Source organism: Paenibacillus sp. FSL P4-0081, assembly GCF_000758565.1.
GTDB classification, from domain to species: domain Bacteria; phylum Bacillota; class Bacilli; order Paenibacillales; family Paenibacillaceae; genus Paenibacillus_AQ; species Paenibacillus_AQ phytohabitans.
Genome location: NZ_CP009280.1, coordinates 4094509 through 4120469 on the forward strand (window position 1 = coordinate 4094509; position 25961 = coordinate 4120469).

The 25961-nt window shown below is 50.2% G+C and carries 22 protein-coding genes; 20 read left to right on the forward strand and 2 right to left on the reverse strand.

The genetic code is table 11. From position 1 onward, the window contains the following. The first annotated feature begins 13 nt into the window (after window positions 1-13). The 12 genes from P40081_RS17515 (at window position 14) to P40081_RS17570 (ending at window position 16025) form a co-directional block, all read left to right on the forward strand. Window positions 14-1633 (forward strand): ABC transporter substrate-binding protein, encoded by a 1620-nt coding sequence (locus P40081_RS17515; RefSeq protein WP_042137224.1) that lies wholly within the window; start codon window positions 14-16, stop codon window positions 1631-1633. Next, on the forward strand, window positions 1630-2619 hold the full coding sequence (locus tag P40081_RS17520; protein WP_231575381.1) for an ABC transporter permease: 990 nt from the start codon (window positions 1630-1632) through the stop codon (window positions 2617-2619). The genes P40081_RS17515 and P40081_RS17520 overlap by 4 nt, the downstream gene beginning before the upstream one ends. Beyond that, window positions 2616-3482 carry an ABC transporter permease gene (locus P40081_RS17525; RefSeq protein ID WP_081956529.1) on the forward strand — a complete coding sequence of 289 codons (867 nt, stop codon included), beginning with the start codon at window positions 2616-2618 and terminating at the stop codon, window positions 3480-3482. The genes P40081_RS17520 and P40081_RS17525 overlap by 4 nt, the downstream gene beginning before the upstream one ends. Continuing rightward, window positions 3482-4243 (forward strand): ABC transporter ATP-binding protein, encoded by a 762-nt coding sequence (locus tag P40081_RS17530; RefSeq protein WP_042137225.1) that lies wholly within the window; start codon window positions 3482-3484, stop codon window positions 4241-4243. Before P40081_RS17525 ends, P40081_RS17530 begins: the two co-directional genes overlap by 1 nt. Next, complete coding sequence (locus P40081_RS17535) at window positions 4243-4992, forward strand: ABC transporter ATP-binding protein (protein ID WP_042137227.1); 750 nt, start codon at window positions 4243-4245, stop codon at window positions 4990-4992. Before P40081_RS17530 ends, P40081_RS17535 begins: the two co-directional genes overlap by 1 nt. A 24-nt stretch (window positions 4993-5016) precedes the next feature. Beyond that, window positions 5017-6081: an aminotransferase class V-fold PLP-dependent enzyme gene (locus tag P40081_RS17540; RefSeq protein ID WP_042137228.1), complete on the forward strand. Its 1065-nt coding sequence runs from the start codon at window positions 5017-5019 to the stop codon at window positions 6079-6081. Next, window positions 6078-7229 carry an amidohydrolase family protein gene (locus P40081_RS17545; RefSeq protein WP_042137230.1) on the forward strand — a complete coding sequence of 384 codons (1152 nt, stop codon included), beginning with the start codon at window positions 6078-6080 and terminating at the stop codon, window positions 7227-7229. The genes P40081_RS17540 and P40081_RS17545 overlap by 4 nt, the downstream gene beginning before the upstream one ends. Window positions 7230-7474: 245 nt before the next feature. After that, window positions 7475-8722, forward strand: coding sequence for a SpoIID/LytB domain-containing protein (locus P40081_RS36450; protein ID WP_052421869.1), 1248 nt, complete (start codon window positions 7475-7477; stop codon window positions 8720-8722). A 125-nt stretch (window positions 8723-8847) separates the two neighbouring features. Then, entirely contained in the window at window positions 8848-10047 is a 1200-nt protein-coding gene (locus tag P40081_RS17555) for a hypothetical protein (protein ID WP_042137231.1), read from the forward strand. Window positions 10048-10340: 293 nt separating this feature from the next. After that, on the forward strand, window positions 10341-11198 hold the full coding sequence (locus tag P40081_RS17560) for a Cof-type HAD-IIB family hydrolase (protein ID WP_042137233.1): 858 nt from the start codon (window positions 10341-10343) through the stop codon (window positions 11196-11198). A gap of 359 nt (window positions 11199-11557) precedes the next feature. Beyond that, a complete protein-coding gene (locus P40081_RS17565) occupies window positions 11558-13039 on the forward strand; it encodes an Lsa family ABC-F type ribosomal protection protein (protein WP_042137235.1) in 1482 nt (493 codons plus the stop codon). 172 nt (window positions 13040-13211) lie between these two features. Then, window positions 13212-16025, forward strand: coding sequence for a DUF8487 domain-containing protein (locus tag P40081_RS17570; protein ID WP_231575382.1), 2814 nt, complete (start codon window positions 13212-13214; stop codon window positions 16023-16025). A gap of 85 nt (window positions 16026-16110) precedes the next feature. Here the strand turns inward: P40081_RS17570 and P40081_RS17575 are convergent, their stop codons facing one another. Continuing rightward, window positions 16111-16995: a LysR family transcriptional regulator gene (locus P40081_RS17575; protein WP_042137239.1), complete on the reverse strand. Its 885-nt coding sequence runs from the start codon at window positions 16993-16995 to the stop codon at window positions 16111-16113. A 117-nt stretch (window positions 16996-17112) separates the two neighbouring features. On the opposite strand from P40081_RS17575, the gene P40081_RS17580 reads away from it, so the two are divergent. The 4 genes from P40081_RS17580 to P40081_RS17595 all read left to right on the forward strand — a co-directional run bounded on the left by P40081_RS17580 (window position 17113) and on the right by P40081_RS17595 (window position 20639). After that, entirely contained in the window at window positions 17113-17907 is a 795-nt protein-coding gene (locus tag P40081_RS17580; protein WP_042137242.1) for an SDR family oxidoreductase, read from the forward strand. Between the two features lie 249 nt (window positions 17908-18156). Then, entirely contained in the window at window positions 18157-18864 is a 708-nt protein-coding gene (locus P40081_RS17585; RefSeq protein ID WP_042137244.1) for a response regulator transcription factor, read from the forward strand. Continuing rightward, window positions 18842-20263 carry a sensor histidine kinase gene (locus P40081_RS17590; RefSeq protein WP_042137246.1) on the forward strand — a complete coding sequence of 474 codons (1422 nt, stop codon included), beginning with the start codon at window positions 18842-18844 and terminating at the stop codon, window positions 20261-20263. The genes P40081_RS17585 and P40081_RS17590 overlap by 23 nt, the downstream gene beginning before the upstream one ends. A 22-nt stretch (window positions 20264-20285) precedes the next feature. Next, window positions 20286-20639 (forward strand): Asp23/Gls24 family envelope stress response protein, encoded by a 354-nt coding sequence (locus tag P40081_RS17595; RefSeq protein ID WP_042137248.1) that lies wholly within the window; start codon window positions 20286-20288, stop codon window positions 20637-20639. Here the strand turns inward: P40081_RS17595 and P40081_RS17600 are convergent. Continuing rightward, on the reverse strand, window positions 20634-21500 hold the full coding sequence (locus P40081_RS17600; RefSeq protein ID WP_042137251.1) for a MurR/RpiR family transcriptional regulator: 867 nt from the start codon (window positions 21498-21500) through the stop codon (window positions 20634-20636). The two genes, P40081_RS17595 and P40081_RS17600, sit on opposite strands and share 6 nt — an antisense overlap. 186 nt (window positions 21501-21686) lie before the next feature. On the opposite strand from P40081_RS17600, the gene P40081_RS17605 reads away from it, so the two are divergent. The 4 genes from P40081_RS17605 to P40081_RS17620 all read left to right on the forward strand — a co-directional run bounded on the left by P40081_RS17605 (window position 21687) and on the right by P40081_RS17620 (window position 25796). Further along, the gene (locus tag P40081_RS17605) at window positions 21687-22703 is read left to right on the forward strand and encodes a Gfo/Idh/MocA family oxidoreductase (RefSeq protein WP_042137253.1); all 1017 of its coding nucleotides are present in this window, start codon (window positions 21687-21689) and stop codon (window positions 22701-22703) included. Next, complete coding sequence (locus tag P40081_RS17610) at window positions 22704-23693, forward strand: Gfo/Idh/MocA family protein (RefSeq protein WP_042137255.1); 990 nt, start codon at window positions 22704-22706, stop codon at window positions 23691-23693. It abuts the gene before it with no gap. A gap of 105 nt (window positions 23694-23798) precedes the next feature. Then, window positions 23799-24413: an HD domain-containing protein gene (locus P40081_RS17615; RefSeq protein ID WP_042137256.1), complete on the forward strand. Its 615-nt coding sequence runs from the start codon at window positions 23799-23801 to the stop codon at window positions 24411-24413. A 402-nt stretch (window positions 24414-24815) separates the two neighbouring features. After that, window positions 24816-25796 (forward strand): hypothetical protein, encoded by a 981-nt coding sequence (locus tag P40081_RS17620; protein ID WP_042137258.1) that lies wholly within the window; start codon window positions 24816-24818, stop codon window positions 25794-25796. Window positions 25797-25961 lie beyond the last annotated feature (165 nt).

The window sequence follows — 25961 nt, forward strand, 5'->3', positions numbered from 1 at the left end:
GGGTGGATCACACGTGACCAAGTTAAATGCAAAATTTAGAAAAACGATTGGAATGGGGACACTGACAGTAATGTTTGTAATGCTGCTGGCAGGCTGCTCCGGTTCCAACAACAATGCGGACACCAGTAATGGCGCTCAGGCAAGTGCGAGTCCAGCCGCAACGGAAAGCACAAGCACAGCAGAACCTGCTGCAGGAGGTACTTTTACCTATGGCCGGCCGGCTTCAGTAACCTCGTTTGATCTGCATAACCAGATCACGTCGAATAATGCGTTTGCGATTGATAAAGTGTTTGAATCACTGGTCGCTTTTGACAGCAAGGGTGAAATTAAGGACTTTCTTGCCCAGTCTCACACGATCAGCGAAGATGGCTTAACGTATACCTTCGTGTTGCGTGACGGTCTGAAATTCTCGAACGGAACGCCAGTCACAGCAGAGGATGCCGTGTTCTCCCTGAACCGTCATTTGACGGTTGAAGGTCCGCTGGCCATCTCCGCGACGGTCGAATCCTTCAAGGCACAGGATGACAAGACACTGGTAATTAAGCTAAAAGAACCCTACACACCGTTCATCTCTGAGCTGTCGAACTTCTCCAACGGGATCATCCCGAATAACTTCGGCGGCGTCAGTGAAGAAGAGTTCTTCAAGAAACCGGTAGGCACGGGCCCTTTCGTAGTTGAAACCTGGGACCCTGCTGGTGATGTTACCTTCACCAAGAACACAAACTACTGGCAGGAAGGCAAGCCTTATATCGATAAGCTTGTCTATAAACTCATTGAAGACGACAGTCAGGCGATCAACCAGCTGAAGGCAGGAGAAGTGGATGCAGTAGAAGCGCTGTCCCTTCAGAATGCAGGTGAGATTAAGGACGGCACAGACACTACTGTCGTAACGAACGGCAGCTGGGTGACGGAGCAATTGTTCTTCAACACGCTGGATGAGCATTTCTCCGATGTGCATGTCCGCCGTGCACTGGCGCTGGCGCTGGACCGTGACGGTCTGACCAAAGCATTAACCTTCGGCTATGCACAGACCGCCAATTCTTTGCTGCCGAAAACGATTCCATACAACGCCAATGATACCCTTAAGTCATTGAACTTCGATGCCGCCGCAGCCAAGGAAGAGCTTGCCAAATCTGCATTCCCTAACGGATTCTCAACCAAGCTGCTTATCGCTTCCGGCAACAGCACAAGAGCCCAGGAAGCACAGATTATTCAGGCAGCAGGCCAGGCCATCGGAATCAAGATTGAGATCGAATCCGTTGAACTTGCCACCTTCCGTGAACGCTTCTTCGCCTATGATTTCGCGGCGATGCTGAACAGCGGTCAAGCCGACTCTCCGGAAGCGAACTCGATCCTGGCGTTCCAGACCGATCCGGAAGGCTTCAGCAAGTCGTACTGGACGCATTACACGAACGATAATGTAACCAAGCTGCTGTATGAGGGCCAAAAAACAGCAGACGGCGATGCCCGCGCAGCCATCTATACCGAGCTGCTGCAGACGCTTGCAGATGAAGTGCCTTACATTCCGCTCTACTACCCGGATATCCTGATTGGTGCCCGTTCTTCGGTGGATGGACTGGTTGTTCTGCCTAACGGCAGTATCCGTCTGGAAGATGTGCGCTTAAGCAAATGATGAATTCCAGGCAAACCTTAACCGGTGCGCAAGGAAACAATGGTTCTTACAAGTGGCTGGGGATAGCACTTGTAAGAGCCTTAATTGTTATCTTCTGCGTAATGACGGCAGTCTTTTTCCTCATACGTATTGTACCCGGCGATCCTGCCAAAATGATTCTCGGAGAATACAGTACGCCCGAAGCGCTTAAGAATATGCATCACACCCTGGGGCTGGATCTCCCGCTATGGGAACAATTCATCCGGTTTATGAAGACCTTGTTCACGCAAGGGGATACCGGCAATTCCATTATTATGGGCACCTCGGCACGAGAGCTGATTATGCAGCGGGCTCCTGTAACTTTGCTGCTTATCCTGATTGCCTGTGTGCTTGCAATTATTACTGCACTTCTGCTTGCTACTGCTGCAGCCACACATAAGGATAAACTGCTGGATCACCTGATCCGCATCTTTCCTGCGATCACTCTCGGTATGCCAATCTTCTGGGTTGGCATCCTTTTGATTCTGCTCTTTAGTGTCCGGCTGGGCTGGTTCCCTGTCGGAGGAGTAGGTGAAGGCTTCACAGGGACGCTGCGAAGCCTGGCGCTGCCGGCGATAACGGTTGCTTTTTCACAGATTCCTACACTGGTCCGCTCGCTCAGGGCGCAAATGCTGGAGGTACTCGAATCCGACTTTGTCGTCACGCTGAGAGCAGCGGGTATACCCTCCAGAGTTATTCTGTTTAAGCATGTCCTGCGCAACTCTGCGCTGCCGACACTGATGCTGCTGGGAGTTAACATCTCTTATCTCATCGGGGGTACACTCGTCGTCGAGCAGGTATTCGGCATCAAAGGGATCGGCAGCCTGCTGTTCACTTCAATTTCGAATCGGGATTTCCCTGTCATCCAAGGAATAGCCCTTTATTGCGCGCTATCTGTAGTGATCATCAGTCTGCTGATTGAAATCATCTCCTGGTGGCTGGATCCCAGAACGAAGGGGAAACAATGACAACTACAACGCCAGATATACAATTGCCAGAGGGCAAGAAGCAAGTAAACGGGCTGAGACGGATATGGAATACCCCGTCCCTGCTGATCGGAATCATAATGTTTGCAGTGCTTATTCTGCTGGCTCTGTTCATCCCTTATTTAAGTCCGTATCATCCGACGGAGCAGAACTTGAGCGCCTTCCTGCAGCCGCCGTCTTCCACCCACTGGCTGGGTACCGATCAGCTGGGGCGTGATTTGTTTACCAGACTGATCTATGCAGCACGGACGGATCTGACTATCATGGTTCTGGCCGAGATCATTCCTTTCTGTACCGGTGTATTATTGGGAATGCTGTCAGGGTATTACGGCAAATGGACCGATAGAATTATTGCACTGATTACAGATACATTTATCGCTTTCCCGTTCTATCTGATCGTAATTATCGTGGCCTTCGCCAGCGGTGCCGGGGAGCGGGGGATTTATATCACTTTCATTCTCGTGGGCTGGATTGTATTCGCCCGTGTGGTCAGAGGTCTTAGCGCATCCTTCCGGGAACAGGAATGGGTGGCTTCTGCCCAGACCCTGGGACTGCCCGGCAGCCGCATTATTCTGCGCCATCTCCTGCCTAATGTATTGCCGCAAGCCGTTGTCGTGCTGATGACAGATATGGTCGGGCTGCTTGTAGCCATTGTTACACTGGGTTATCTGGGTATCGGTATCGCACCGCCTACACCGGACTGGGGGACAATGATCTCAGACGGACAACCCTTCATTACCACCGCCTGGTGGCTGTCAGCAGTTCCGGGATTCGCCGTGGTATATACGGGGATAGCGTTGTCTCTGTTAGGGGATGGCCTGGCCGATATTTGGAGGAAAAAATAATGTCAACTGAACCTGTGCTCGAAATAGAATCATTGACACTTGCAGCCAAGTCGAAAGAAATTCTCGTCAATAATATCAGCTTCTCGCTTGCACGCGGGGAGAGTCTCGGGCTGGTAGGGGAATCTGGCTCGGGCAAGTCGCTTACGCTGCGGGCAATACTCGGCCTCCTTCCACGAGGGGTGGAGCAGACTGGAGGGAGCGTCCGGAGTAAGGTAAGCAGTGCGATGGTATTCCAGGACCCGAGAGGTGCGCTGGACCCGCTCTGTCCGGTTGTGAAGCAGCTGGCAGAAGTTGTGTATTACAGACAACAAGTCAGCCGGAGAGCTGCACGGACGATTGCGCTGGAGCTGCTTGAAAGACTGGGTCTTCCGGATTCTTTGAGAAAAAAGGACCGCTATCCCAGCCAGCTGTCAGGCGGCCAGTGTCAGCGTGTTGTTATCGCATTGGCTCTTGCCTGTAAGCCCGGCATTCTGCTCTGCGATGAGCCGACAACCGCCCTGGACGTCACCGTTCAGCGGCAGATCATCGACACGATCACCAGTCTGCAGCGAGAGCTGGGCTTCGCCATGGTCTTCGTTACACACAATCTGGCAATTGCCGCTAACCTCTGCTCCAGATTGTATGTCATGAAGCAGGGGCAGATTGTCGAGCACGGTGAGACGCTTAGTCTATTGCAGCATCCGGCTGATCCCTATACGCAGATGCTGATCGATTCGGTGCTTCCGTTGCCGGAGCTTGAGCTTGAAGGGAGCGGACAATAATGGATTTAGCTTTGCAGGTGCGGGATTTAACGGTCCGTTACGGCGGATTTACCGCGCTCGACCACATTCAGCTGGATTTGGAGCAGCATACGACGCTTGGACTTGTCGGAGAGTCCGGTTCAGGAAAGTCTACGCTGGCGCGGGTCATTGCCGGGCTGATCGCTCCGGATGGAGGGCAGATTCTGCTGGGTTCCCAGGAACTACGCAAGAAGAGAAGCAGGGAGCAGCATAAGAAGATTCAGATGATCTTTCAGAATCCGGATGCCTCGCTGAATCCCAAGCATTCTATCCGGCAGATTCTGTCTGAAGCCCTGCTGTTTCACCGGATTGTCCACCGTTCCCAAGTGGAGACAAGAAGCAAAGAGCTCCTTAGCCGGGTGCAGCTGGAAGCCAGGTCGCTGGACAAATATCCGCATGAATTCTCCGGCGGCCAGCGCCAGCGGATTGCCATTGCACGCGCTCTAAGTGTGGAGCCGAGCCTGCTGATCGCCGATGAGCCCACAAGTGCACTCGATGTATCCGTGCAGCGGAGCGTATTGGAGCTGTTCCACACGCTCAAGGCTGAGCTTAATCTTACCGTGTTATTCATTTCTCACGATCTCGCGGTTATTCATGCGGTCAGCGATACCGTTGCCGTCATGCGGCAGGGGAAGCTGGTAGAGATCAATACCAAGGATCAGTTCTTCATCCGTCCGGAGCATGAATATAGCCGCGAGCTGTTATCGGCGGTTCCGAAGATGCCACAATGAAATCAATTACATCAGGAGGTCTATATGAACCGAGAACCACAAGGATTTGCCCCGCTGTCCCTGTCTGAGTTCAATACATTGACAGGACAGCTCTCTGATCTCTTATCCACCCAGTACCCTCCGGTGATCATTCCGGGGGAAGCCATATTGGGCATTGAAGCGGTAGCTGCAGGAATTGCTGCACCCGGCCGGACCATTCTAAATGTAGTGACTGGACCTTACGGCAGTTTGTTTGGACAATGGCTGGAGCGCGGCGGAGCGACGGTGATTGAAGTGAAAGTTTCATTTGATGAAGTCATTACTGTGGAAGAGGTGGCGTCTGCGGTTGAGCGGTTCCATCCGGTTGCTATTTCTTTCGTACAGGCAGAAGTAGTTACAGGCGGCTCTAATCCTGCGAAGGAAATCTTCGGGCTTGCACGCAAGCATAATCTTATTACGGTAACGGATTCCGTATCAGCAGTAGGCGGAGAGGCTCTGTTAGTCGATGAGTGGTCCGTGGACTTTGCCGTAATGGGTGCGCAAAAAGCGCTCGCCGGACCTAACGGCGTCAGCGCAGTCAGCATTTCACCACGCGGCTGGGCATTCCTGGAGTCGAATGAAAGAGCGCCCCGCAATTCCATTCTATCCTTGCTCGATCTGAAGCCGGCACCGGACGGCACGCCGCCGCTTCGCGTCCCGCCAAATATTCCAACACTGGAGGCCAGAGCTCTGATCGTAGCCTTGACGACTGTTGCCGATGAGGGACTGGTTCAAGTGATTAAGCGCCATGAAATTGCAGCAGCTTCTGCCATAGCGGGGATCACAGCTCTGGGTCTTGAACCCTGGCAGAAGAACAGCCGGCATTATTCCACATTGACGACCACGGTTCGGGTGAACGGGGAGCAGAAGCTGCTGATCAAGCAGCCTATCGGCATCGTGGCTCCCGGAGACGGCGAATTATCCGGCCAGCTGCTGCGGATTAACCATTTCGGGGCAAATGCCAGCCGGGAAGGTGTTGAAGGCGCAGTGCGGACGCTTGCCGGATTACTGAAGCAGGATGCAGAGCAGGCAGTACAAGCTGCCCGTCAGGTTTGGGGTGAAGCCCTATGATTCTCAAGCATCCGCAATTCCAGGCGTACAGCAGTATCCATATCGCAGGTATCGAAGGCAAACCGTTCGATATTGAAATTCAGAATGGCCGGTTCACTTCTGTTAAGGAAGCAGAACCGCGCCATGTACAGGCGGAACAACCTCAGCAGAAGCTATGGATCAGTCCGGGTATCATTGATCTGCATACACATCTGGCCTGGACAGATTTCGATCATGCCGACCAGCTGAACCGGGACAGCCGGGAGGTTGAAGTAATGCAGGCAGAAGCCTTTGCAGCCACCTTACGGACTGGCGTAACTACGGCGCGTGATGCCGGCGGCATTCTGCCAAGCACCATCCGTCATCTCGTGAAGTATTATCAGCAGCCGCTACGGGTGCAGACCAGCAGTGAAATGCTGGGCGCAGCAGATGCCAAGGGTGTTAAGCATCTGGAGGGCCGACTGGCAGAGATCTACGCTACCGGAGCAGGCTGGATCAAAATCATGGCAACAGGCGGTCTTGGCGCGCCTACCGAGAAGGTAACGGAGCCGAACTTCTCTGAGGAAGAGTTCGCCTTCATCGTCCGTCATGCACACGCGAACCGGAAGAAGGTTCTGGTACATACCTGGGGCGGCGTGACAATTGACTGGTCCATCCAGGCCGGAGTGGAATCCATAGAGCATGGGATGTTCCTGACCTGGGATCAGGCAGGCAGACTGGCCGAGTCCGGCGTAGCCTTCGTGCCGACAACTTCGATCTACCGGATCGCAGCTGACCCCAAAGGTGTACTGGCGCTGAGTCCGGTCATCTGTGAACGGGCCGCCCGTGCAGCCGATGCTCATGCCATGGCCATTGGATATGCCAAGCGGGCGGGAATACGTCTTGGATTCGGTACGGATTATGCAACTCCTTCACTGCATGGCTACAACCTGCAGGAATTCGATACGCTGTTCGATTACGGCCTGAACCGGGCAGAAGCATGGAAGTCCGCTACGCAAGATGCAGCAGAGATTCTTGGAAGCGGTCATGAGCTGGGGCGGATTGCCGAGGGCTACATTGCCGATGCGGTCATCTATGCTGCCGATCCCTATCAGGCACAGAATGCAGATCAGCTGCGGAAGAGCATCATCTCGGTGGTTACCGGGGCGGATGAAGCGGGATTAATATAATTATTGAACAAGTAATAGTCGCTCCTTACTGAAATGGCAGGTGGTATTCCATTTCAATAAGGGCGATTTTTTTGTGCTTTCATATCAGATTTGATTAATACATTTTTGTGAATATAAATCATTTATGGATACAAAAAAGTCGGGAAGCGGATATTATTCAAGGCGACTTGGCGGCGGTGTACCTGCAATTATCAGCTTCGTCCCAGGCCGTACGAATTGGCAAGTTGAAGGAGGAACAAGTTCGAATGTTACGCAAATTCATCTCGATATTGCTGCTGGTATCCTTGGTCAGTCCCCACCTGGTGGCGCCTGTCCAGGCAGCACCAACGAATCCTGTTGATCCCGTACTGGCCAAACAGGCAATGAATGTTTATGTGGCCATTCTAAAGAGAAAGCAACAGAAGATTTTTAACCGGGAAGTTGTAAAGAGTGCCAAAGTGCTTAAGGTAATGGAGATACCCAAAGATCAACTTAAAGCGGTGAAGGAAGCCAGCTACCTGAACAATAAAAAATACAGATTTGTATATGCCGCTATCGAATATGACATGGAGCGGGAAAGCAAGTACATGCTGAACGGAATCAACTTCATGCTGGCGGTCATTCAACCGCTCGGTAGAGAATGGGAGGTCGTCGGAGATGAGTACGAGATTGCCCCGGTTCCCTATTTTCTTGAGAACGGCATAGGCTTCGGGAAGAGTATTAACAATGAGGAGGACCGGAGGATAGCCGCAGCCGAAATCCAAATGGCATCGATCCTGAAAAAGCACCAGGATGGCATCTACGTGGATTATGAGGGTAAGACTGTGCCGGATTACAGCATGCATAATATAGCCACCCCCAGTCAACTAAAAGAAGAGATGTCCGGCAGCACATCAGCCTTTGGCGCATTATCAGAAGAGCCCCCAGGGGAGATTAATGCCAGTTACAAACGTCCCCGCTATATCCGGGTTATCATGAAGGATGAGCGGAATTTGAAGTATTACGGCTGCGCCGGGGATGATCAATGCGTCAAAGTTCTTGATTTCCTGGATTACTGCAAGCATGTGCTTCCCAACGAATGGGATGAGCATGCACCTGATGAATCGTTAAAGACAGGGGCAATGGCAGTGAAAATGTATGCATGGTATAAGGTGGCTGTCACTCCTTCAGCCCAGGTTGGAGAAGCCGATGTATATGACAGTACGAGGGATCAAAAATTCTTGGCTGATTTGTCGACGATTGGAAAGAAGCCGGAGGATATTGCCCATATGCAAAGCATGTTTCATGTGGATGACATAGCCGGTGCCGGATTCAAGGATAATATGGGGAATCTGATTCTTGCGGAGTATCGTGCAGAGAGCTCTGGTAAGGCAAGTGGATTAGTGTCACAGAAGTACTCTACCAATTTGGCCAAGCAGGGAATGCATTTCGATGAGATTCTGCGTTATTACTTCGACAAATCACCCAAGACTATGGACAAGGGAACCATCAATTTTTTCCATTACACCCGATAATGAATGGTGAAGGAGTATAGACTATTATGAAACGAATCAGTTTGTGTATGATACTAGTGTTCTTGATGGTGTGTTCAATACCGGCCGGTATACCTGGCGCCTATCTCACTCAAGGAGCGGCAGCCGTGGGAATGGAAGAACCGGCTGACCCGAATATTCTGACTGAGGATATGATGAAGAATCTTATAGCTAAGCATATCCAGAGCTTCGAGCAAGAAGCATGGGAAAGCGGCGGAGAGCGGACGATGCTCTCCTTCAATGTCAAGGCGGTGAAGCCGATTGATGTTGAAATGGCGCGGAATTTCCTCACGGTGGCGCCCTATGAATTGTCCGGAATGCCTTTCGTAGTGGCATATGCAGCTGTGGAATATAACCTGAAGCAAGAGAGCGAGCAAGGCCTGAACGGCTTGAACTTCCGGATAATCATATTCACGAAGCCGAATGGCGGCTGGAAGATCGCTTCCTATTCCATAGCCCCTGTAACCCAAATTGTGGGCACCCCCTATGCGTTTCAAATTCCCGAAGAAACCCGAATGGTGGAGATTGAAAAGAAGCGGCGGGAGGGAATCCTTGAGAATTATGCAGGTAAGGTAATCGGTTATGTGAACCGTGCTTCAGAGAATCAACTCAAACAAGAGATGACAGGCGGCAATCCGTCGCTGTGGTTGAAGAAATCCGCTTGGCAGAACCGGCTTCCAGACGCGGTTAACCCGTATTACCCACGGCCCGCCAAGATTGCTGTCCACATGAAACTCAAAGAGAACAAGGACTTCTATCCGGGATGTGCGGATGCGCAGGTCTGCATACAGGAGATTGACTTCCTGGAGTACCTGGAAAAGTCATTCCCCCATGTCTGGAAAGGCGATATGAATCCTGAAGCCATTAAGGCCGGAGCCCTCGCCTGGAAAATGCGGGCCTGGTACGCCGTGTCCGTCAATCCTCTGACTAAGCAGCCGTCAGCAAGAGTGGATGATACGGATGAACAGGGCAACATCATCTTTTACGCGGATTATAAGCCGAAGAATGACGAGGAGAAGCAGCGGATCGCGAGGCTTGAAGAAGTCTTCCATTCGCCGGGTGTAGCAGGGGTAGGCTTCAAGGACGGCATCTCGGAAGGATTGTTCCTGCCCGGATTTGCCCAGAGCTCCGGTTATGCAGCAGGAGACACAGCTAAGACAGCTGCATCCGGTATATTTTATATGGCGGATACGAAGGAACTGGTCAAGAAGAAGAATGCGGCTCAGCTGATCCAGCATTATTTCAAAGGATCTCCGCAAATGACCAATACCGCATCGGTTACTTTTTTCCGCTATACCGCAGAATAGAACCGGTAGAAGTAGCAAGGGGCATTAACAAAGGGCATTAACAAAGGCAGGCTGTTGGAGGCGAACTCCTTCGGCCCGCCTTTTTTTAGGCTTTTTAGCCGGAGTTAACCACCCTGTCTCCTGGGTAGCTTTAATAAGGAGGCTGGTGGCACCGTTTTCCAAGTGTCTTCCTAGCGGCTAACCGGAGCATAAAGGAATGTTAGGCGTATAAATCCCCCAAAAAGTTCTTGACATGTAATGCGTTTCACAAATTATATTGCAGAGGCAGGATACAAAAGGGGAGGCACAACAGTATGAGTCAGAACAGCAGAAAAATAGTCTTCATCGACATTGACGGAACACTTCTCACAGAGAATGGAATCATACCGGAATCGGCGCAGCAGGCGTGCAGACAGGCGAGGGAGAACGGGCATTTGCTCTACCTGTGTACCGGCCGCTCAAAGGCTGAGATCTATGATTCCATCTGGAATATTGGCTTCGACGGCTTGATTGGAGCCGCAGGCGGGTATGTAGAGAGCGGCAATGAAATGCTTTATCATAAAAAAGTAACCCCGGAAGATGCCAAACATCTGATCGATTATTTCCACGCCAATGAGGTGGATTTCATTCTGGAGTCCAACACTGCCCTATACGGAAGCCGGAATTTACAGCCGCATCTGGAACGCAGAATTTATGGTGATCTGCTGAATGATCCTGCAGCGCAGGAGAGAAAACGGCTGTCTCCGCATCCTTATATCGCAACACTGACCTATGGGAACGAAGAATTATATTTGGATGATGTCAACAAAATTTGTTTTCTGGAGAGCAGTCTGCCCTTTCATCAGATCCAGGAGGCATTAGAAGGAAGGTTCACAGCACTCCAGAGTTCTATCCCCCTGTTTGGAGAGAACAGCGGGGAGCTGATGATTCCGGGTGTCCACAAGGCTTCGGCTATTGCCGATGTACTGAAACATCTGGATATCCCCCGTGAAGACAGTATGGCGCTCGGCGATGGGCTTAATGATCTGGAGATGCTGGACTATGTCCAGGTGGGGGTTGCTATGGGTAATGCCAGAGAGCAGCTCAAAGAGATTGCCGATGATATCACCGACCACATTGAGGAAGACGGACTGTATAACTGTTTCCTGAAATACGGCCTGATCTCAGCTTAAATAGACACTGTATGCATACGGACCGGGTTGATATCCAATAAAGCACATGGTAAAATGCACTTAATTAAACGATTGGAGTTGAATAGTATAGTGTAGGATTCTCTTGCGGTATTAAACAATAAAACAGCTTTATAGTACATGATCTTAAGAATGGCTACATTTCCATTCATAAGTTCATCTTATAAGGGCGTTATTTCGTGCGCGCGTTTTATTCTTTATATGCAAGAAGGGTCTGCATCTTTTCACTCAATCAATATATCCTTATTCAAGTCCGTCAGGGCTGAATTTGCTGTATTTATTTGAGCTGTAAGAAGATAACCTTCTTGCAGCTTTTATTATTTTATACAGGAGGATATTGTATGTCATTAATCAATGTGAGCAATCTGACGTTTGCCTATGAGGGCACTTACGATAATATTTTTGAGCAGGTGAATTTCCAGCTAGATACCGATTGGAAACTGGGCTTCACCGGGCGCAACGGCCGGGGCAAAACCACCTTCCTGAACCTGCTGCTCGGCAAATATGAATACAGCGGGACGATATCCGCACAAGTAAGCTTTGAATACTTCCCGTTTCCGGTTGCGGACCCCACAAGTCAGACCCTGGATGTAATCAGTGAAATTGACCCGGAATATGTTCACTGGAAATTGATGCGGGAGCTGAACCTGCTGAAGGTGGCGGAGGATGTGCTGTACCGGCCCTTCAATTCATTGTCGAACGGGGAGCAGACGAAGGTGCTGCTGGCAGCCCTTTTCATCAAGGAGAATAGCTTCCTGCTCATTGATGAACCCACCAACCATCTGGATATGAAGGCTCGTAAACTGGTCAGTGACTATCTCAGCACGAAGAGCGGCTATATTCTGGTCTCCCATGACAGAGCCTTCTTAGACAACTGTGTAGACCATATCCTGTCGATCAACAAGACCAACATTGAGATCCAGAAGGGGAACTTCAGCAGCTGGTGGGAGAATAAGACGAGGCAGGATAACTTCGAGCTGGCGGAAGACGAGAAGCTGCGCCGGGACATTAAGCGGTTATCGGCTTCCGCCAAACGGACGGGCGGCTGGGCCCATGAGGTAGAGAAGTCCAAGAACGGCACCCGGAACTCCGGCTCCAAATTAGATAAGGGCTATGTCGGCCACAAGGCTGCAAAAATGATGAAACGCTCGAAATCGATCCAGCAGCGGCAGGAATCTGCGATCACCGAGAAATCCAGGCTGCTGCGGAACATTGAAAGCTCGGACAGTCTGGAAATATCACAGCTTCCGTATCATAAGCAACAGCTGGCCGAGCTGGATGAAGTTTCAGTCTTTTACGGGGACAAAAGTGTTTGTTCAGAGGTGAGCTTCACGATTGAGCAGGGCGACCGGATTGCACTCACCGGCAGCAACGGCTCCGGGAAATCGAGTATTCTCAAGTTGATCTGCGGGGAGGAGATTCATCATACTGGTGTCATACGGAAGGACAGCCAGCTTGCCATCTCTTATGTATCCCAGGACACCTCGCATCTGCAGGGCAGTCTGAGTGAATATGCCAGAGAGCACGGGATCGATGAAAGTCTGTTCAAATCGATTCTGCGCAAGCTTGATTTCTCGCGGATCCAGTTCGAGAAGGATCTGTCCACTTACAGCGGCGGCCAAAAGAAGAAAGTACTGATTGCCCGGAGCCTCAGTGAGAAGGTGCATCTGCATATCTGGGATGAACCGCTTAACTTCATTGACGTGATCTCCCGGATGCAGATTGAAGAGCTGCTGATGGAACATACGCCGACAATCCTGTTTGTGGAGCACGACCGGGAATTCTGCGCGAATATTGCTACCAAGATCGTAGCTATGGATTAAGATGACAAGCCTCTGCGAGCGGCAGGGGCTTTTTTTCTGCGTGTAAATGGAGTGTGAATGCATTCCGGAAGGTAGGACTGTAATATTTGGCGTAATATGCTAAGCTTATTCAGGAAGAATAGCAAGCAGCCTGCACTATAGAACAGAAGCTTAGAGATTACCACGATTAGGAGTGAGGATTTTGCAGACAAAGATCAGCCTCGAAGGCGAATGGAAGTTGCAGTTAGATGAGAGTAAGCAAGGACTCGTATTACCTTACACAGATGTAATCACACTGCCGGGAACAACCTCCCATGCCCGCAAAGGACCGAAGAATGAGGAGTTTCTGGTAAGCGCTCTAACGGATGAATATCTGTTCGAAGGATCCGTCTGGTACTCCAGGGAGATTGACATTCCAGAGGAGCTGGCCGGCAAGAGCAGTTATCTATATTTGGAACGTACACGGCTTACAACGCTGTGGGTGGACGGGCAGGAGATTGGCAGCCGTGACAGTCTGAACACCGCCCATGTATACGAGCTCCCGCAGCTGTTGCCGGGAACGCATACAATCACGATCCGCGTAGATAACACGGGTTACCCGACCAAAGGCGGACATCTGACTTCGCCGGATACCCAGACGAACTGGAACGGAATTACCGGCCGTATGGAGCTGCAATTCTACGGAGAGTCACAGCTTAGCGGCATCCGCCTGGATTCGGAGCTGGCTGCACGTTCCGTCCGCATCACAGCAAATCTGGAGAGTAAGAGCGAGACTACTCTTGTGGTATCTGCCAAGAGCTTCAATAGTGAGGATTCACACACGGTAGAAGAGCAGGAGTACATAGTATCACCAGGTAAGTTCTCAGTAGACTATGCACTCGGTCAAAAGGCGCTGCTCTGGAGTGAATCCGCTCCCAATCTATATAATATCCTCCTGGTTCTGAAGGATAGCGAAGGCAATGCCATCGACCGGCAGGAGGTTATCTTCGGACTGAAGGAATTCCGGGCAGAAGGCGACAAGTTCACGATTAACGGGGAGAAGACTTTCCTCCGCGGCAAACATGACGGACTGATCTTCCCGCTGACCGGCTATGCTCCTACAGATGTTGAAGAATGGGTCAGAATTCTTGGCATCGCCAAGTCTTACGGGATCAATCATTACCGTTTCCATACCTGCTGTCCGCCGGAGGCTGCTTTTACCGCTGCAGATATGCTTGGGATCTACATGCAGCCGGAGCTTCCGTTCTGGGGTACGATTACGGTAGAAACGGACGAAGGGCATGATCAGGCAGAGCAGGATTACCTGATCAGCGAAGGCTATGCCATTCTGCGGGACTTTGGCAATCATCCATCCTTCGTAATGATGTCTCTCGGCAACGAGCTGTGGGGCAGCAAAGAGAAGATTGATTCCTTCCTGAAGGACTACAAAGCGTTCGATGACCGGCCTTTATACACCCAAGGCTCCAATAACCACCAATGGGTACCGGAGGTTCTGGAGCATGACGACTTCTTCAGCGGGGTGCGTTTTACCCGCGACCGCCTGTTCAGAGGCTCTTATGCAATGTGCGATGCTCCGCTGGGCCATGTCCAGACGGCTGTGCCAGGTACGATGAAGGATTATGACGACCAGATCGTTCCTCCGGACTTCCTGAATGGAGGAGGACAGGCTGCTGCTGCCGGCGGCGAGATCCAGATCCAGTATGGCACCGAAGCCAAAACGGTGCAGGCTGGCGGAGAATCCGGCGAATGGATTCCGCAGGTTCCGGTAGTTTCGCATGAGATCGGACAATACGCTACATTCCCTAATTTCGAAGAAATTACGAAATACACGGGTTCGATCAAAGCTGAGAACTTTGTGATTTTCCGTGAACGGCTGGAGAGTAAGGGACTGGGTCATCTGGCATCGAAATACTTTGAAGCCTCCGGCCAGCTTGCGGTAGCCTGTTATAAGGAAGAACTTGAGGCTGCCTTCCGCTCGCGGCGGCTGGCCGGCTTCCAGCTGCTGGACCTGCAGGATTTCAGCGGTCAGGGAACTGCGCTGGTTGGCGTGCTTGATGCCTTCATGGATTCCAAGGGACTGGTCAGTGCCGAGGAATGGCGTACGTTCTGCAATGATGCGGTGCTGATGGCACGATTCCCTAAGTATAATTATACTGCGGGTGAATTGTTCGCTGCCCATGTGGAGCTTAGCTGCTTCCGCAGCGGTATGCCGGATTCCGCTCAGCTGCTATGGCAGCTTGCAGCAGACGGTAATGTAATTGCTGAAGGATCAACCTTAGCGGCCATTCCGGCCGGAAGCCATTATATCGACATCTGCGATCTGGCGGTAACTCTTCCTGTCGTAGAGCGGATGAGTAAGATCGTATTATCCCTTTCCATCCAGGGAACGGATATCCGCAAGAGCTACGACCTGTGGGTATACCCTGAGCAGAGCAGCAACCCGCTTGAGGACATACATGTATTCACGAAGCTGTCCGAAGAGGCGCTTGCACAGCTGGAGAAGGGAGGAAATGTGCTGCTGATGCCAGAGCCGGAATCCCTGAAGAATGCAATTGAAGGGTATTACTGCACTGATTTCTGGTGTTATCCGATGTTCCGCTCCATCTCGGAGAGCATGAACCGGCCTGTACCTGTCGGTACAATGGGTCTGCTGATTGATAACAGTCACCCGGTACTTCGTGAGTTCCCGGGTGAGGAGCATTCGACCTATCCATGGTGGAGCATTGTGGAGAATTCGAAATCGCTGATCATGGATGATGCGGACCGCAGCTGGAATCCCGTTGTGCAGACCATTGATAATTTCGAACGTAATCATAAGCTTAGCTTCCTTACGGAGTGCCGTGTAGGCAACGGTAATCTGCTGGTATGTGCACTGGATGCAGGCAAGGTGAGCGAGACCCCTGAAGGCAGACAGTTCTTGACCAGCGTGGCTAATTATATGAACTCTGCTGAATTCAAACCGCAATACCAGGCAACTGTTGCCGAGCTTCAGGCGCTGATTCAATAGCAGTAACGAACGAATAACACAAAGGAGCGATTCTCCATCGGGAGAGCCGCTCCTTTGTGTTTTTTTCAGGATTGTAGGACTTCATCTATTCAGACTTCAGTCCTACCTGCTGAATATAATCCAGAAACCGTCTGGAGGCAGGAGACAGGTAACGGTCATGACGCCATTTCAAGCCGACCTCCCATTCCCAGCCCTCTTCCTCAATCGGAATCCAGACCAGGCCATCCAGCAGCAAGCCCAGCGTCTGCGGCAGTACAGAGACTCCAAGCCCGGCTTTGATGAAGCCGGCTACCGTAATCAGGTCCTCTGCTTCATAGGTCGAGGCCAGCTCGAAATGGGTGTTTTTGAATAGCGAGCTAATCGTAGCTTTGAGTCCGCAGTTCGTTTTCAAGCCGACAAAGGGTTCACCGGACAGCTCAAACAAACTCAGACTGGAGCGTGAAGCAAACCGGTGCTGAGTGGATACCACAATAAAGATCGGCATGCGCCGGATAATCATCCATTCGTCATCGTTCATTGTGGTTTCTCTGGAAGTGATCAGCATATCAGAAGTGCCGGTCTCCAGAGCTTCATCGATATCCCCGTGATTTCCCTGATACAAATCAAACCGGACCTTGGGGTTGCCCGCCTGATAATCCCTGATCAGTGAAGGCACCAGATCAACACCGAGAATATTCAGATATGAGATGTGTACCACGCCTGTCTCCGCATTCGAACATTCATCAATTTCACGAATACCGTTACCGATGTTCTTCATGGCTTCTTCCACCCATTTGCTGAACGTTACCCCATACCGGTTCAACTGAACGCCCCGTCCATTCCGCTCAAATAAAGGAACGCCCAGCTCATTCTCCAGTTTGGAGATGGCATGACTCAGCGCGGGCTGGGTAATTCTAAGCGCTTTGGATGCCAAAGTCATATGCTCAAGCCGGGCCACAGTCAGGAAATACTCCAATTGCGTTAGCTCCATTTCAGGACCCCTCTTATATTAATATTTGTAATGGATTTAATGAAAATAATAAATTAGACGCATGAGTAAATCAAGCATAAGATTAAAGAATCAAATGATGAAAAGGGGAACCAAACCATGACAATTACTTATGCAAATCCAATGACTGAATATGAAGGCCAAAAAATACTCGTAACAGGCGGAACTAAAGGTATGGGGGAGGCCATCGTAAACCGGTTTAAGGCTGCCGGTGCTACAGTGATGACTACTGCCCGCACACTCCCGTCCGGATTGACAGATGCTGACTTGTTCGTACAAGCAGATCTGTCTGCCAAAGAAGGCGTGGAGAAAGTGATTGCTGCGGTTAAGGAACGCTTAGGCAGCATCGATATCGTAGTGAATAACATTGGCGGCAGTACTACACCTCCCGGCGGGTTCCTGGCGGCAAACGATGAGCACTGGATGGATGCGCTGAACTTGAATCTGCTTGCAGCCGTCCGGCTCGACCGGGGCCTGATCCCCTTGATGCTGGAACAGGGTAAGGGTGTAATTATCCACATTTCTTCTATTCAAAGAGTACTGCCGCTGATCGAATCCACCATTCCCTATGCTGCCGCCAAGGCTGCGTTAAGCAATTACAGTAAAAGCCTCTCCAAAGAATTCTCCCCGCAAGGCATCCGTGTAAACCGCGTAGCTCCGGGATTCATTCAAACGACAGCGGCAGATGCCATGATGGAGAATATCGCCAAGGTTACGGGCAGTGCGGAAAGCGCGCTGCAGTCTGTAATGGATGCGCTGGGCGGGATTCCGCTGGGCCGTCCCGGCTTCCCCGAGGAAGTAGGCGAGCTGGTGGCATTCCTGGCCTCCGACCGTGCAGCTTCCATTACGGGGGCCGAATATGTGATTGACGGAGGAACCGTGCCTACGGTCTAAGCTGCAGCCTTACTTTCACTTTCACTGGCAATACAGGATCGATTCTGCGCTAAAATATAAAGAACAGACCGGCAAGCCACTTAATGGCTGCTCCAGGCTGTTCTTTTTGTCTGTTTCAGGATATCATTCTTAAGATTAGCAGCTTTAATCTTTAGCTTTTCTTTAGATTTGGTTTAGACTGGATTAAGATTGGCAGGCTATAGTTACAGTTAGCGCAGCTTGCATGACTAGATAGAGGGGGATTTCACCATGTATACCATTCTCATAGCGGATGATGAATCGGAGATTGTAGAGCTTCTGCAGCTGTATCTGGAGAAGGAATACAATATTCTGCAAGCACAGAACGGGATTGAGGCGTTGAAGCAGATGCAGAATAACAAGATAGATCTGGCCATTCTGGATATTATGATGCCGGGGATGGACGGGCTGCAGCTGCTTAAGCGGATTCGTGAGCATGAGCATTTCCCGGTGCTGTTCCTGTCAGCCAAGAGCCAGCATCATGATAAAATCCTCGGTCTTGAGCTGGGAGCAGACGATTATATCTCCAAGCCCTTCAATCCGCTGGAGATCGTTGCCCGTGTCGGGGCCCTGCTGCGGCGGGTGCACCAGTTCGATGCTAAGGCTGTAGAAGAAGAGCAGACGAAGGAACAGATTGTGCTCGGACGGTTAACGCTTGACCGGAGCAGCTGTCAGGTTGAGGTGGCCGGCGAACCGGTAGCTCTGACTTCTACGGAGTACAAAATCCTCGAACTGCTGATGGAGCAGCCGGGCCGGGTATTTACGCGCAAGAAGATTTATGAGGCCGTCTGGGAAGATTTCTATGTCTATGAGGATAACAGCATCATGGTGCATATCAGCAATATCCGCGATAAGATCGAGCGCGATTCCAAGAAACCGGAATACCTGAAGACGATCAGGGGATTGGGGTACAAAATTGAAGCACCCGTGGAAAAGTAGAGATAACCGCCCGCTGCAAACGTCGCTGACGATCGACTTTCTGCTGTTCAACTGTATGCTGGTGATGCTTGTACTGGTGGTCTATCTGTTCATCCAGAATGATATCACTCACGTCATCATGGAGAAGCTGATCCCCGATCCGGATCTGTCGGTCGAAGCCGGAGATTACCGTAACGAGCTGGGCCAGGGACCGGAGAGCGACCGGCTGCTGCAAAGCGGAGGGTGGCTGGAGCTGCTCGATTCGGGCAAGCAGGTCATCCGCGTTATTGGAGATAAGCAGGATCAGACCCTGGGCTATGATGAGAACAGTCTGTTCCAGGGGCTAGAGAACCGCAGCGATCAGCCCTATTACTACTCCATTTCTCAAGTGGATAGTGACAGCGGAGTGGCCTGGCTGCTGCTCAAGATTCCCCGCGATGTGGTCAGCGTATCCATTAACAACGAAATGCTGTTGGCCTATCTAAACCATTCGGTGTTCTTTTATGTGTTTGTGGTCAGCGGGCTGATTCTGATGCTGATCTTTGTATATAGCTACTGGGTCTCCAGACGGATCAAGAAGCCCCTGCGGGTTCTAAATCTGGGGATGAACCGTATGATGGAAGGGCACTACAATACACGGATTGCCCTCTATGCGGAGACGGAGTTTCTGCGGATTGGCAATAGCTTCAACTATATGGCGGATGTCATTGAGCGGACTACGGAGGAGAAGCGGCAGGCCGAGAAGAGCAAGCAGCGGCTGATGGTCGATCTGTCACATGATCTGAAGACACCGATTACCAGTATTCAGGGTTATGCACAGGCGCTGGTCGAAGGACGGGTTACGGACCCTGAACGGCAGACCAAATACCTGAATTACATTTATACCAAATCCGTACAGGTGACGAAGCTGATTCAGCATATGCTGGACCTGCTCAAGCTGGATTCACCGGATTTCATTCTTCGCGTGGAGCGGCTGGAGCTGGGAGATCAGCTGCGGGAGATTATTGCCGACACTTACGGGGAAATTGAGCAAAAAGAGTTCCAGCTGCAGCTGCAGCTGCCTGAAGAGCAGGTGTATGCCCATTATGATCCGGAGCTGTTCGCAAGCGTGATCAACAATCTGATCTCCAATGCGCTGGCCTATAATCCTGAAGGGACACGCATCCGTGTGACGGTCATTCCGGAGGACACGACTGTCCGGATTGAGATTGCCGATAATGGAGTGGGCATTCCCAAGGAGCTCTGGTCCACGATCTTCGATCCGTTTGTGCGGGGGGATGAAGCCAGGACGACAGCAAGCGGTGGGACAGGTCTCGGATTATCCATTGCCAAGAAGAACGTAGAGAAGATGGGCGGTTCCCTGATGCTGGAGAGCCGGGAAGGGGAGCCGACGGTGTTCATGATCCGGATTCCCAGATAAATAACTTTCAGGAGGAATAATAATGAAGCAGGATACGTTCAAGGGGCTTGTGGAGATTTCTGACCGGGTAATTTCAAGTATAATCCGCTATGCAGTTACCGAAACACCGGGCATTGCCGGAATGTCCGGCAACCCGGTCAGCGGAACTCTGGCCCGGCGACTAAGCGGTAAGATTGGCACCAATGGATTATCAGTGGATGTTACGGATGAAGCCGTGGCGATTCAGCTGGATATCATTATTAACTACGGATACAAGATTCCTGAGGTATGCCAGATTCTTAAGGATAACGTCCATCAGGCCGTTGAGCATATGCTGGGTCTGTCTCCGCCTATCGTGAATATCAAGGTCGATAAGCTCGCTTTTCCCAACCTATAGATCTGTCTTCACGTCATTGGTATAGAAATCCTTCACGACCTGCCGGGCAGCCAGCTTGTTCTTCGAGTAGTTGATTCTATAGATGCAGGAATAGATGACATTTAGGACATATTCAAAGGCTATCTGCGATGAAAAGGTGCCAATCTTGGCATGCTTCACTTCATCCTCAGGCACTTGGATACACAGTGTGCTGAGCTTGGCCAATTCCGTACCGTGAGCTGCGGTGATGGTGATAAAGGGAATGCTGTTGCGCGTGAAGTACTTTGCCGCCTGCAAATTATTCGCTGATAACCCGTGATAGGTTAAGAAAATGGCACAGTCCTGCTGCGTAAGATTAACCGTATGATATTCCCACTCAGACAGCTCCGTCGCAATCACGGCGTATTTATTGATTTTGATTAATTTATTCTGGAAGCTCTTCGCCCGGATCTCGGAATCGCCCAGCGCATAGATGAATATCTTGCCGGCCCGGTCCAGGATTTCAGCAGCCCCGGCTAACTGGGCATTCTCCAGAAAAGCAAAATTCTTCTCGATGGTTGCCTTCATTACTTCCGCAATTTCTTTGGCTACCTGAATGGGCGTTTCACCATGCTCAAACGGATAATTGACATCCACATTAGAAATGCTATGGACATCCAGCTGGAACTCCCGGGCCAGCTTTAGAATGAATTCCTTATAGCCTGCAAGTCCGAGTTTATGGGTTAGGCGGTTAATCGCAGAATGCGAGGTATAGGTAGCTTTGGCCAGCTCCTGTATGGACATCGGCAGCATACTTTCCTTATGGGTCAGGATATAGGCAGCAATGCTTCGTTCGTTGGGGGTAAAATGGTTCATTTCCTTTAATTGCAGCAGCAGCTTCATGACTAAGGTTCACCTCAAGAATTGAATTTCTAAGCTATAACAGACCCGGATCTGAACATAATGTTCAAGGATTTACACCGGTAATTACATATGAACGGATAATTGTACCGTTATGCCTGCTAAGTCTTCACGGCGGGTCTTTTTTTTCTATAATTAATGAAAGAGAAGAGAATAGGAGGAATTATGATGTTAACACTCGGCTATATCGGCAACGGCAAAAGCACCAACCGCTACCACCTTCCATTTTCCATGAACCGCGATCACTTGAAGGTCAAGACGATCTATACCCGCGCGCTTACGAAAGCGGAATGGCCCAGAGTACCCGGGATTGAATACACGGACGATCTTGAATCAATGATGAATGACCCGGAGATTCAGCTGATTGTAGTATGCACCAACACCGATTCCCACTATCATTATGCCAAAATGGCGCTGGATCACGGCAAGCATGTTCTGGTGGAGAAGCCTTTCATGCTGACGGAAGAAGAAGCGGTCTCTATCTTTCAGTACGCCAAAGAGCGGAATCTTGTCATTCAGTGCTACCAGAACAGACGTTATGACTCGGATTTCCTCACCGCACAGCAGGTCATAGAATCCGGTAAGCTTGGAGATCTGCTGGAAGTGGAAATGCACTTTGATTACTTCCGTCCTGAGGTTCCGGCTTCAACTCCATTCTCTAAGTACTACAGTTACTTGTATGGACATGGATGTCATACCATTGATCAGGTGTTGTCATACTTCGGCAAACCGGATACCATTCATTACGACGTCCGCCAATTGCTGGGACCGCAGCAGATGAATGATTACTTCGATCTGGATTTCTTCTACCCTTCGCTAAAAGTATCGGTTAAATCCAGCTACTTCCGGCTCAAAGAGCGGCCAAGCTTCGTACTCTACGGTAAAAAAGGTGTGTTCGTCAAGCAGACGAAGGACCGTCAGGAGGAGCATTTGAAGTTATTTTACCTGCCTGAGGGTCACAGTGACTTCGGTATTGACCTGCCGGAGCATTATGGTATTCTAACGTATCTCGATGATGAGGGCAAGTACCATGAAGAGAAGGTCACCTCAGCCAAAGGCGATTATGCCAGGGTGTATGACGGGATCTATGATGCCATCGTTCTTGGCACAGATAAGGTAATTAAGGATGAAGAGACCATAGGCGTTATGCAGATTCTGGAGCAGGGAATGAAGGGGTGCCGCTAAATGAACTTGGGAATAGCCGGAGCCGGAATGATTGTCAAGGATCTGCTCAGCTTCATCGGAGAGATTCCGGGAATATCACTGACAGCCGTGTTCGCCAGACCCGGCAGGGAAGACGCTCTGCAGGAGCTGCAGAACCAGTACGGGATAGCCAGGCTCTATACAGATTACAGCGCCATGCTTCAGGATACAGACGTTGATACTATATATGTGGCATTGCCGAATCACCTGCATTATGCCTTCACCAAGGAGGCGCTGCTTAGCGGCAAGCATGTCATCTGCGAGAAGCCGTTTACCTCTAATCTAGCGGAGTTTCTGGAGCTGAAAGAGATCGCTGAGCGAAGGGAGCTTATCCTGGTTGAAGCCATCTCGAATCAATATTTGAACAATGTCGTGGCGGTGAAGGAGCAGCTGCCGGGTCTCGGTTCCATTAAAATGGTGACGTGCAATTATTCGCAGTATTCTTCCCGTTATGATGCTTTCAAACGCGGTGAGATTCTGCCTGCATTCAATCCGGAGATGTCCGGCGGCGCCTTGATGGACATTAATATCTACAACATCCATCTGGTTGTCGGCTTCTTCGGAAGTCCACTGTACGTGGAATACCGGGCGAACATGGAACGGGGAATCGATACGTCGGGGATGCTGCTGCTGGACTATGGTGATTTCAAATGCGTCTGCATTGGTGCCAAAGACAGCACAGCTCCTGGTGCAGTGAACATTCAGGGGACGGAAGGGTACATTCAGATCAATGGTTCTGCGAATGGATGCGACTCCTATGATTACGTCCTTAACCGGGAGAAGCCCGTCCGCGTGGATCGCAAGGATCACCCCCACCGGATGTATGACGAATTCCTTCACTTCGAACGATTCATCCGAGAGCAAGACAGAAAGACGGCCGCGGAAATGCTCGCACACAGTGAGCGGGTGATGCGGGTTATTGAACAGGCAAAGGCCAGCGCCGGGCTTGTGTTTGGATCAGATCGCGGATAATAAAGAGCAGGGCTTCTTCCGGTTGGGGGAAGCTCTGTTCTTTTGTTTATCTTTTCAGAGGAATGATATACAATTATTAACAAATGCCTAAAGGATGTGGACATAATGAATCTGGACAGAATTAGTGAAATTGCTCTTAACACAATGAGTCACCGGAAATCTCATCTGCAGAGAGAGACGGGGTTCGTCTATTATCATTGTCAGCGGGTAGCCAAAATTGCTCTAAGCTTAAGAAAAGAATTGTTCCCGGATGAAGGTACAATGGACGATATCATGTATGTTGCCTCAATCTTCCATGACGTTACCAAAGGAATTGAACCCCATCAGGAGACCGGCTCTGTTCTGGTCAAGTCACTGCTGAAGGATGAATGCTCCCCGGAGCAGCTGGAATTCATATCTGATATTATTGCATTACATAATATTCGCAATCATGAGGAGCTCCCGTACTACATAAAGCTTGTACAAGATGCTGATATGCTGGATCATTTCGGAACCATGGATATATGGATGAAATTCTTCCATAGTGCGCATGAAGAGGAGAATGTATGGGATACTATCCGGTTCTGGGAGAGTGAAGAGTTCGATAATTATCTTAAGAAGTCACGAGGTCAGCTGAATTACGACCGCTCGAAGCAAATTTTTGATACTAAGCTGAAGTTTGAGCTGCAGTTCCAGGAACGTTTCAAGGCAGAGTGCAATGGAGAAGTAGATTTCAACTAACGAAGCAGATAAAACAGCAGGTACCCCGGAAAATTTTCCACAGGTGCCTGCTTTTTTATGGCTGTAGACAACAATGTTGTATGTTTTACAACTTTGATTCATGGGTAACCGTGGGTTTGGAAAGATTGTTGTATAAAATACAAGAATAATCCTGCTAAGTCGCTTAAATAGGGTGAAATCCTGCCTTTTATACAACAATTTTGGATTTGGGCTGATATTACGAGGAAAATGTTGTATTCTGTGCAGGATTTTATAAAAGTCACCAGATCTCTGCTACAGAAAGTCGATGATTCAAGGAATTTTGCAGGAAATAATTAACTTATTGCCGAATTTACTGGTTTGGGCTAATCCGGCGTACAGCCAGGGGCAGCTTACATACAATGGGGGAAGGAATTCGAACATATGAAAAAGATTGTATTACTGCTCATCACGCTGTTGCTCATGATCGGGCTGGGTTATCCGGGAGGCACCGGACAGGCAGCGGCAGCCGCAGCACCGAAGTACACGGAGATTTCCACATTTGTGGACGGGACACTTATGATCTCGGCATCCAAGTCTGTACTCGTCAATGGTTTGGCTTATGTACCTGTGAAGCTGCTGAATCAGATTCCCGGCTTTACCGTTGCTACCGCAGCCTCTGTTGTGACCCTCACCGGAAGTAAGGGAAGCGCAAAGTTGAACAAGGACAACTCCATACTCTACAAAAACTCCAACTATGTCGCGTTCAAAACACTGCTTAAGCTTGGAGCCATAGACGGCAAATATGCCACCAGTTCGTATTCGCTGTTCATCTGGAGTACGGAAGAAGGCAAAATAAAGAGCAACAGTATGCTCTACGCCATCAGCAAGCTGCCAGGAACAATGGGCCAGGCTGTGGGCAAGAAGGTCTATCTATATGCACATCCCGGCAGCCACTGGGTGACAGATGTTCAATACGAGGATGATACCAATACTTCTACGTTCACCATGCTGAGCGAAGCTGGACTAACCTGGACGCTGGATCTGGACGACAGTGAGACCGACACGTTGTACACGGAAGAGAATCTCTTTGCTTTCAAAGAGAATTTCAACGGTGATTCGGCATGGGCTGTAAATGCAAAGATTCCGGACAGTCCTTTTAAGAACATGGAGAAGGTTACGGTCAAAGATTTCCGTTCCAGTCCCGGTGATGGCAGTTTAGAGGTACAAATCCGCCGGGCGAACGGTCAGGAAATTTATATCAGTCTAGACACGACCGTTAACCCTGTTGATTACCTTAAGGAGCTATTCTACTTTAAGGATCCTAGAACAGCTTATCCCAGCAGTGATGCCGTATGGGCTGCTATCCGGGATGAGCGGATCATTACCGACATGACGTTTGAACAAGTTTATCTGTCATGGTGAGAGCCCGACAGCTACAACGAAGATTTGGGATATATCGTATACGGCCATCAATATCTGTATTTCGTTAATAACAAGCTGAAATATTATTATGAGCAGTAGATGATTGCGCCATAATTTATGATTCATATTTAGAACTTTATCATTTAGCTAATACTTATGACATTG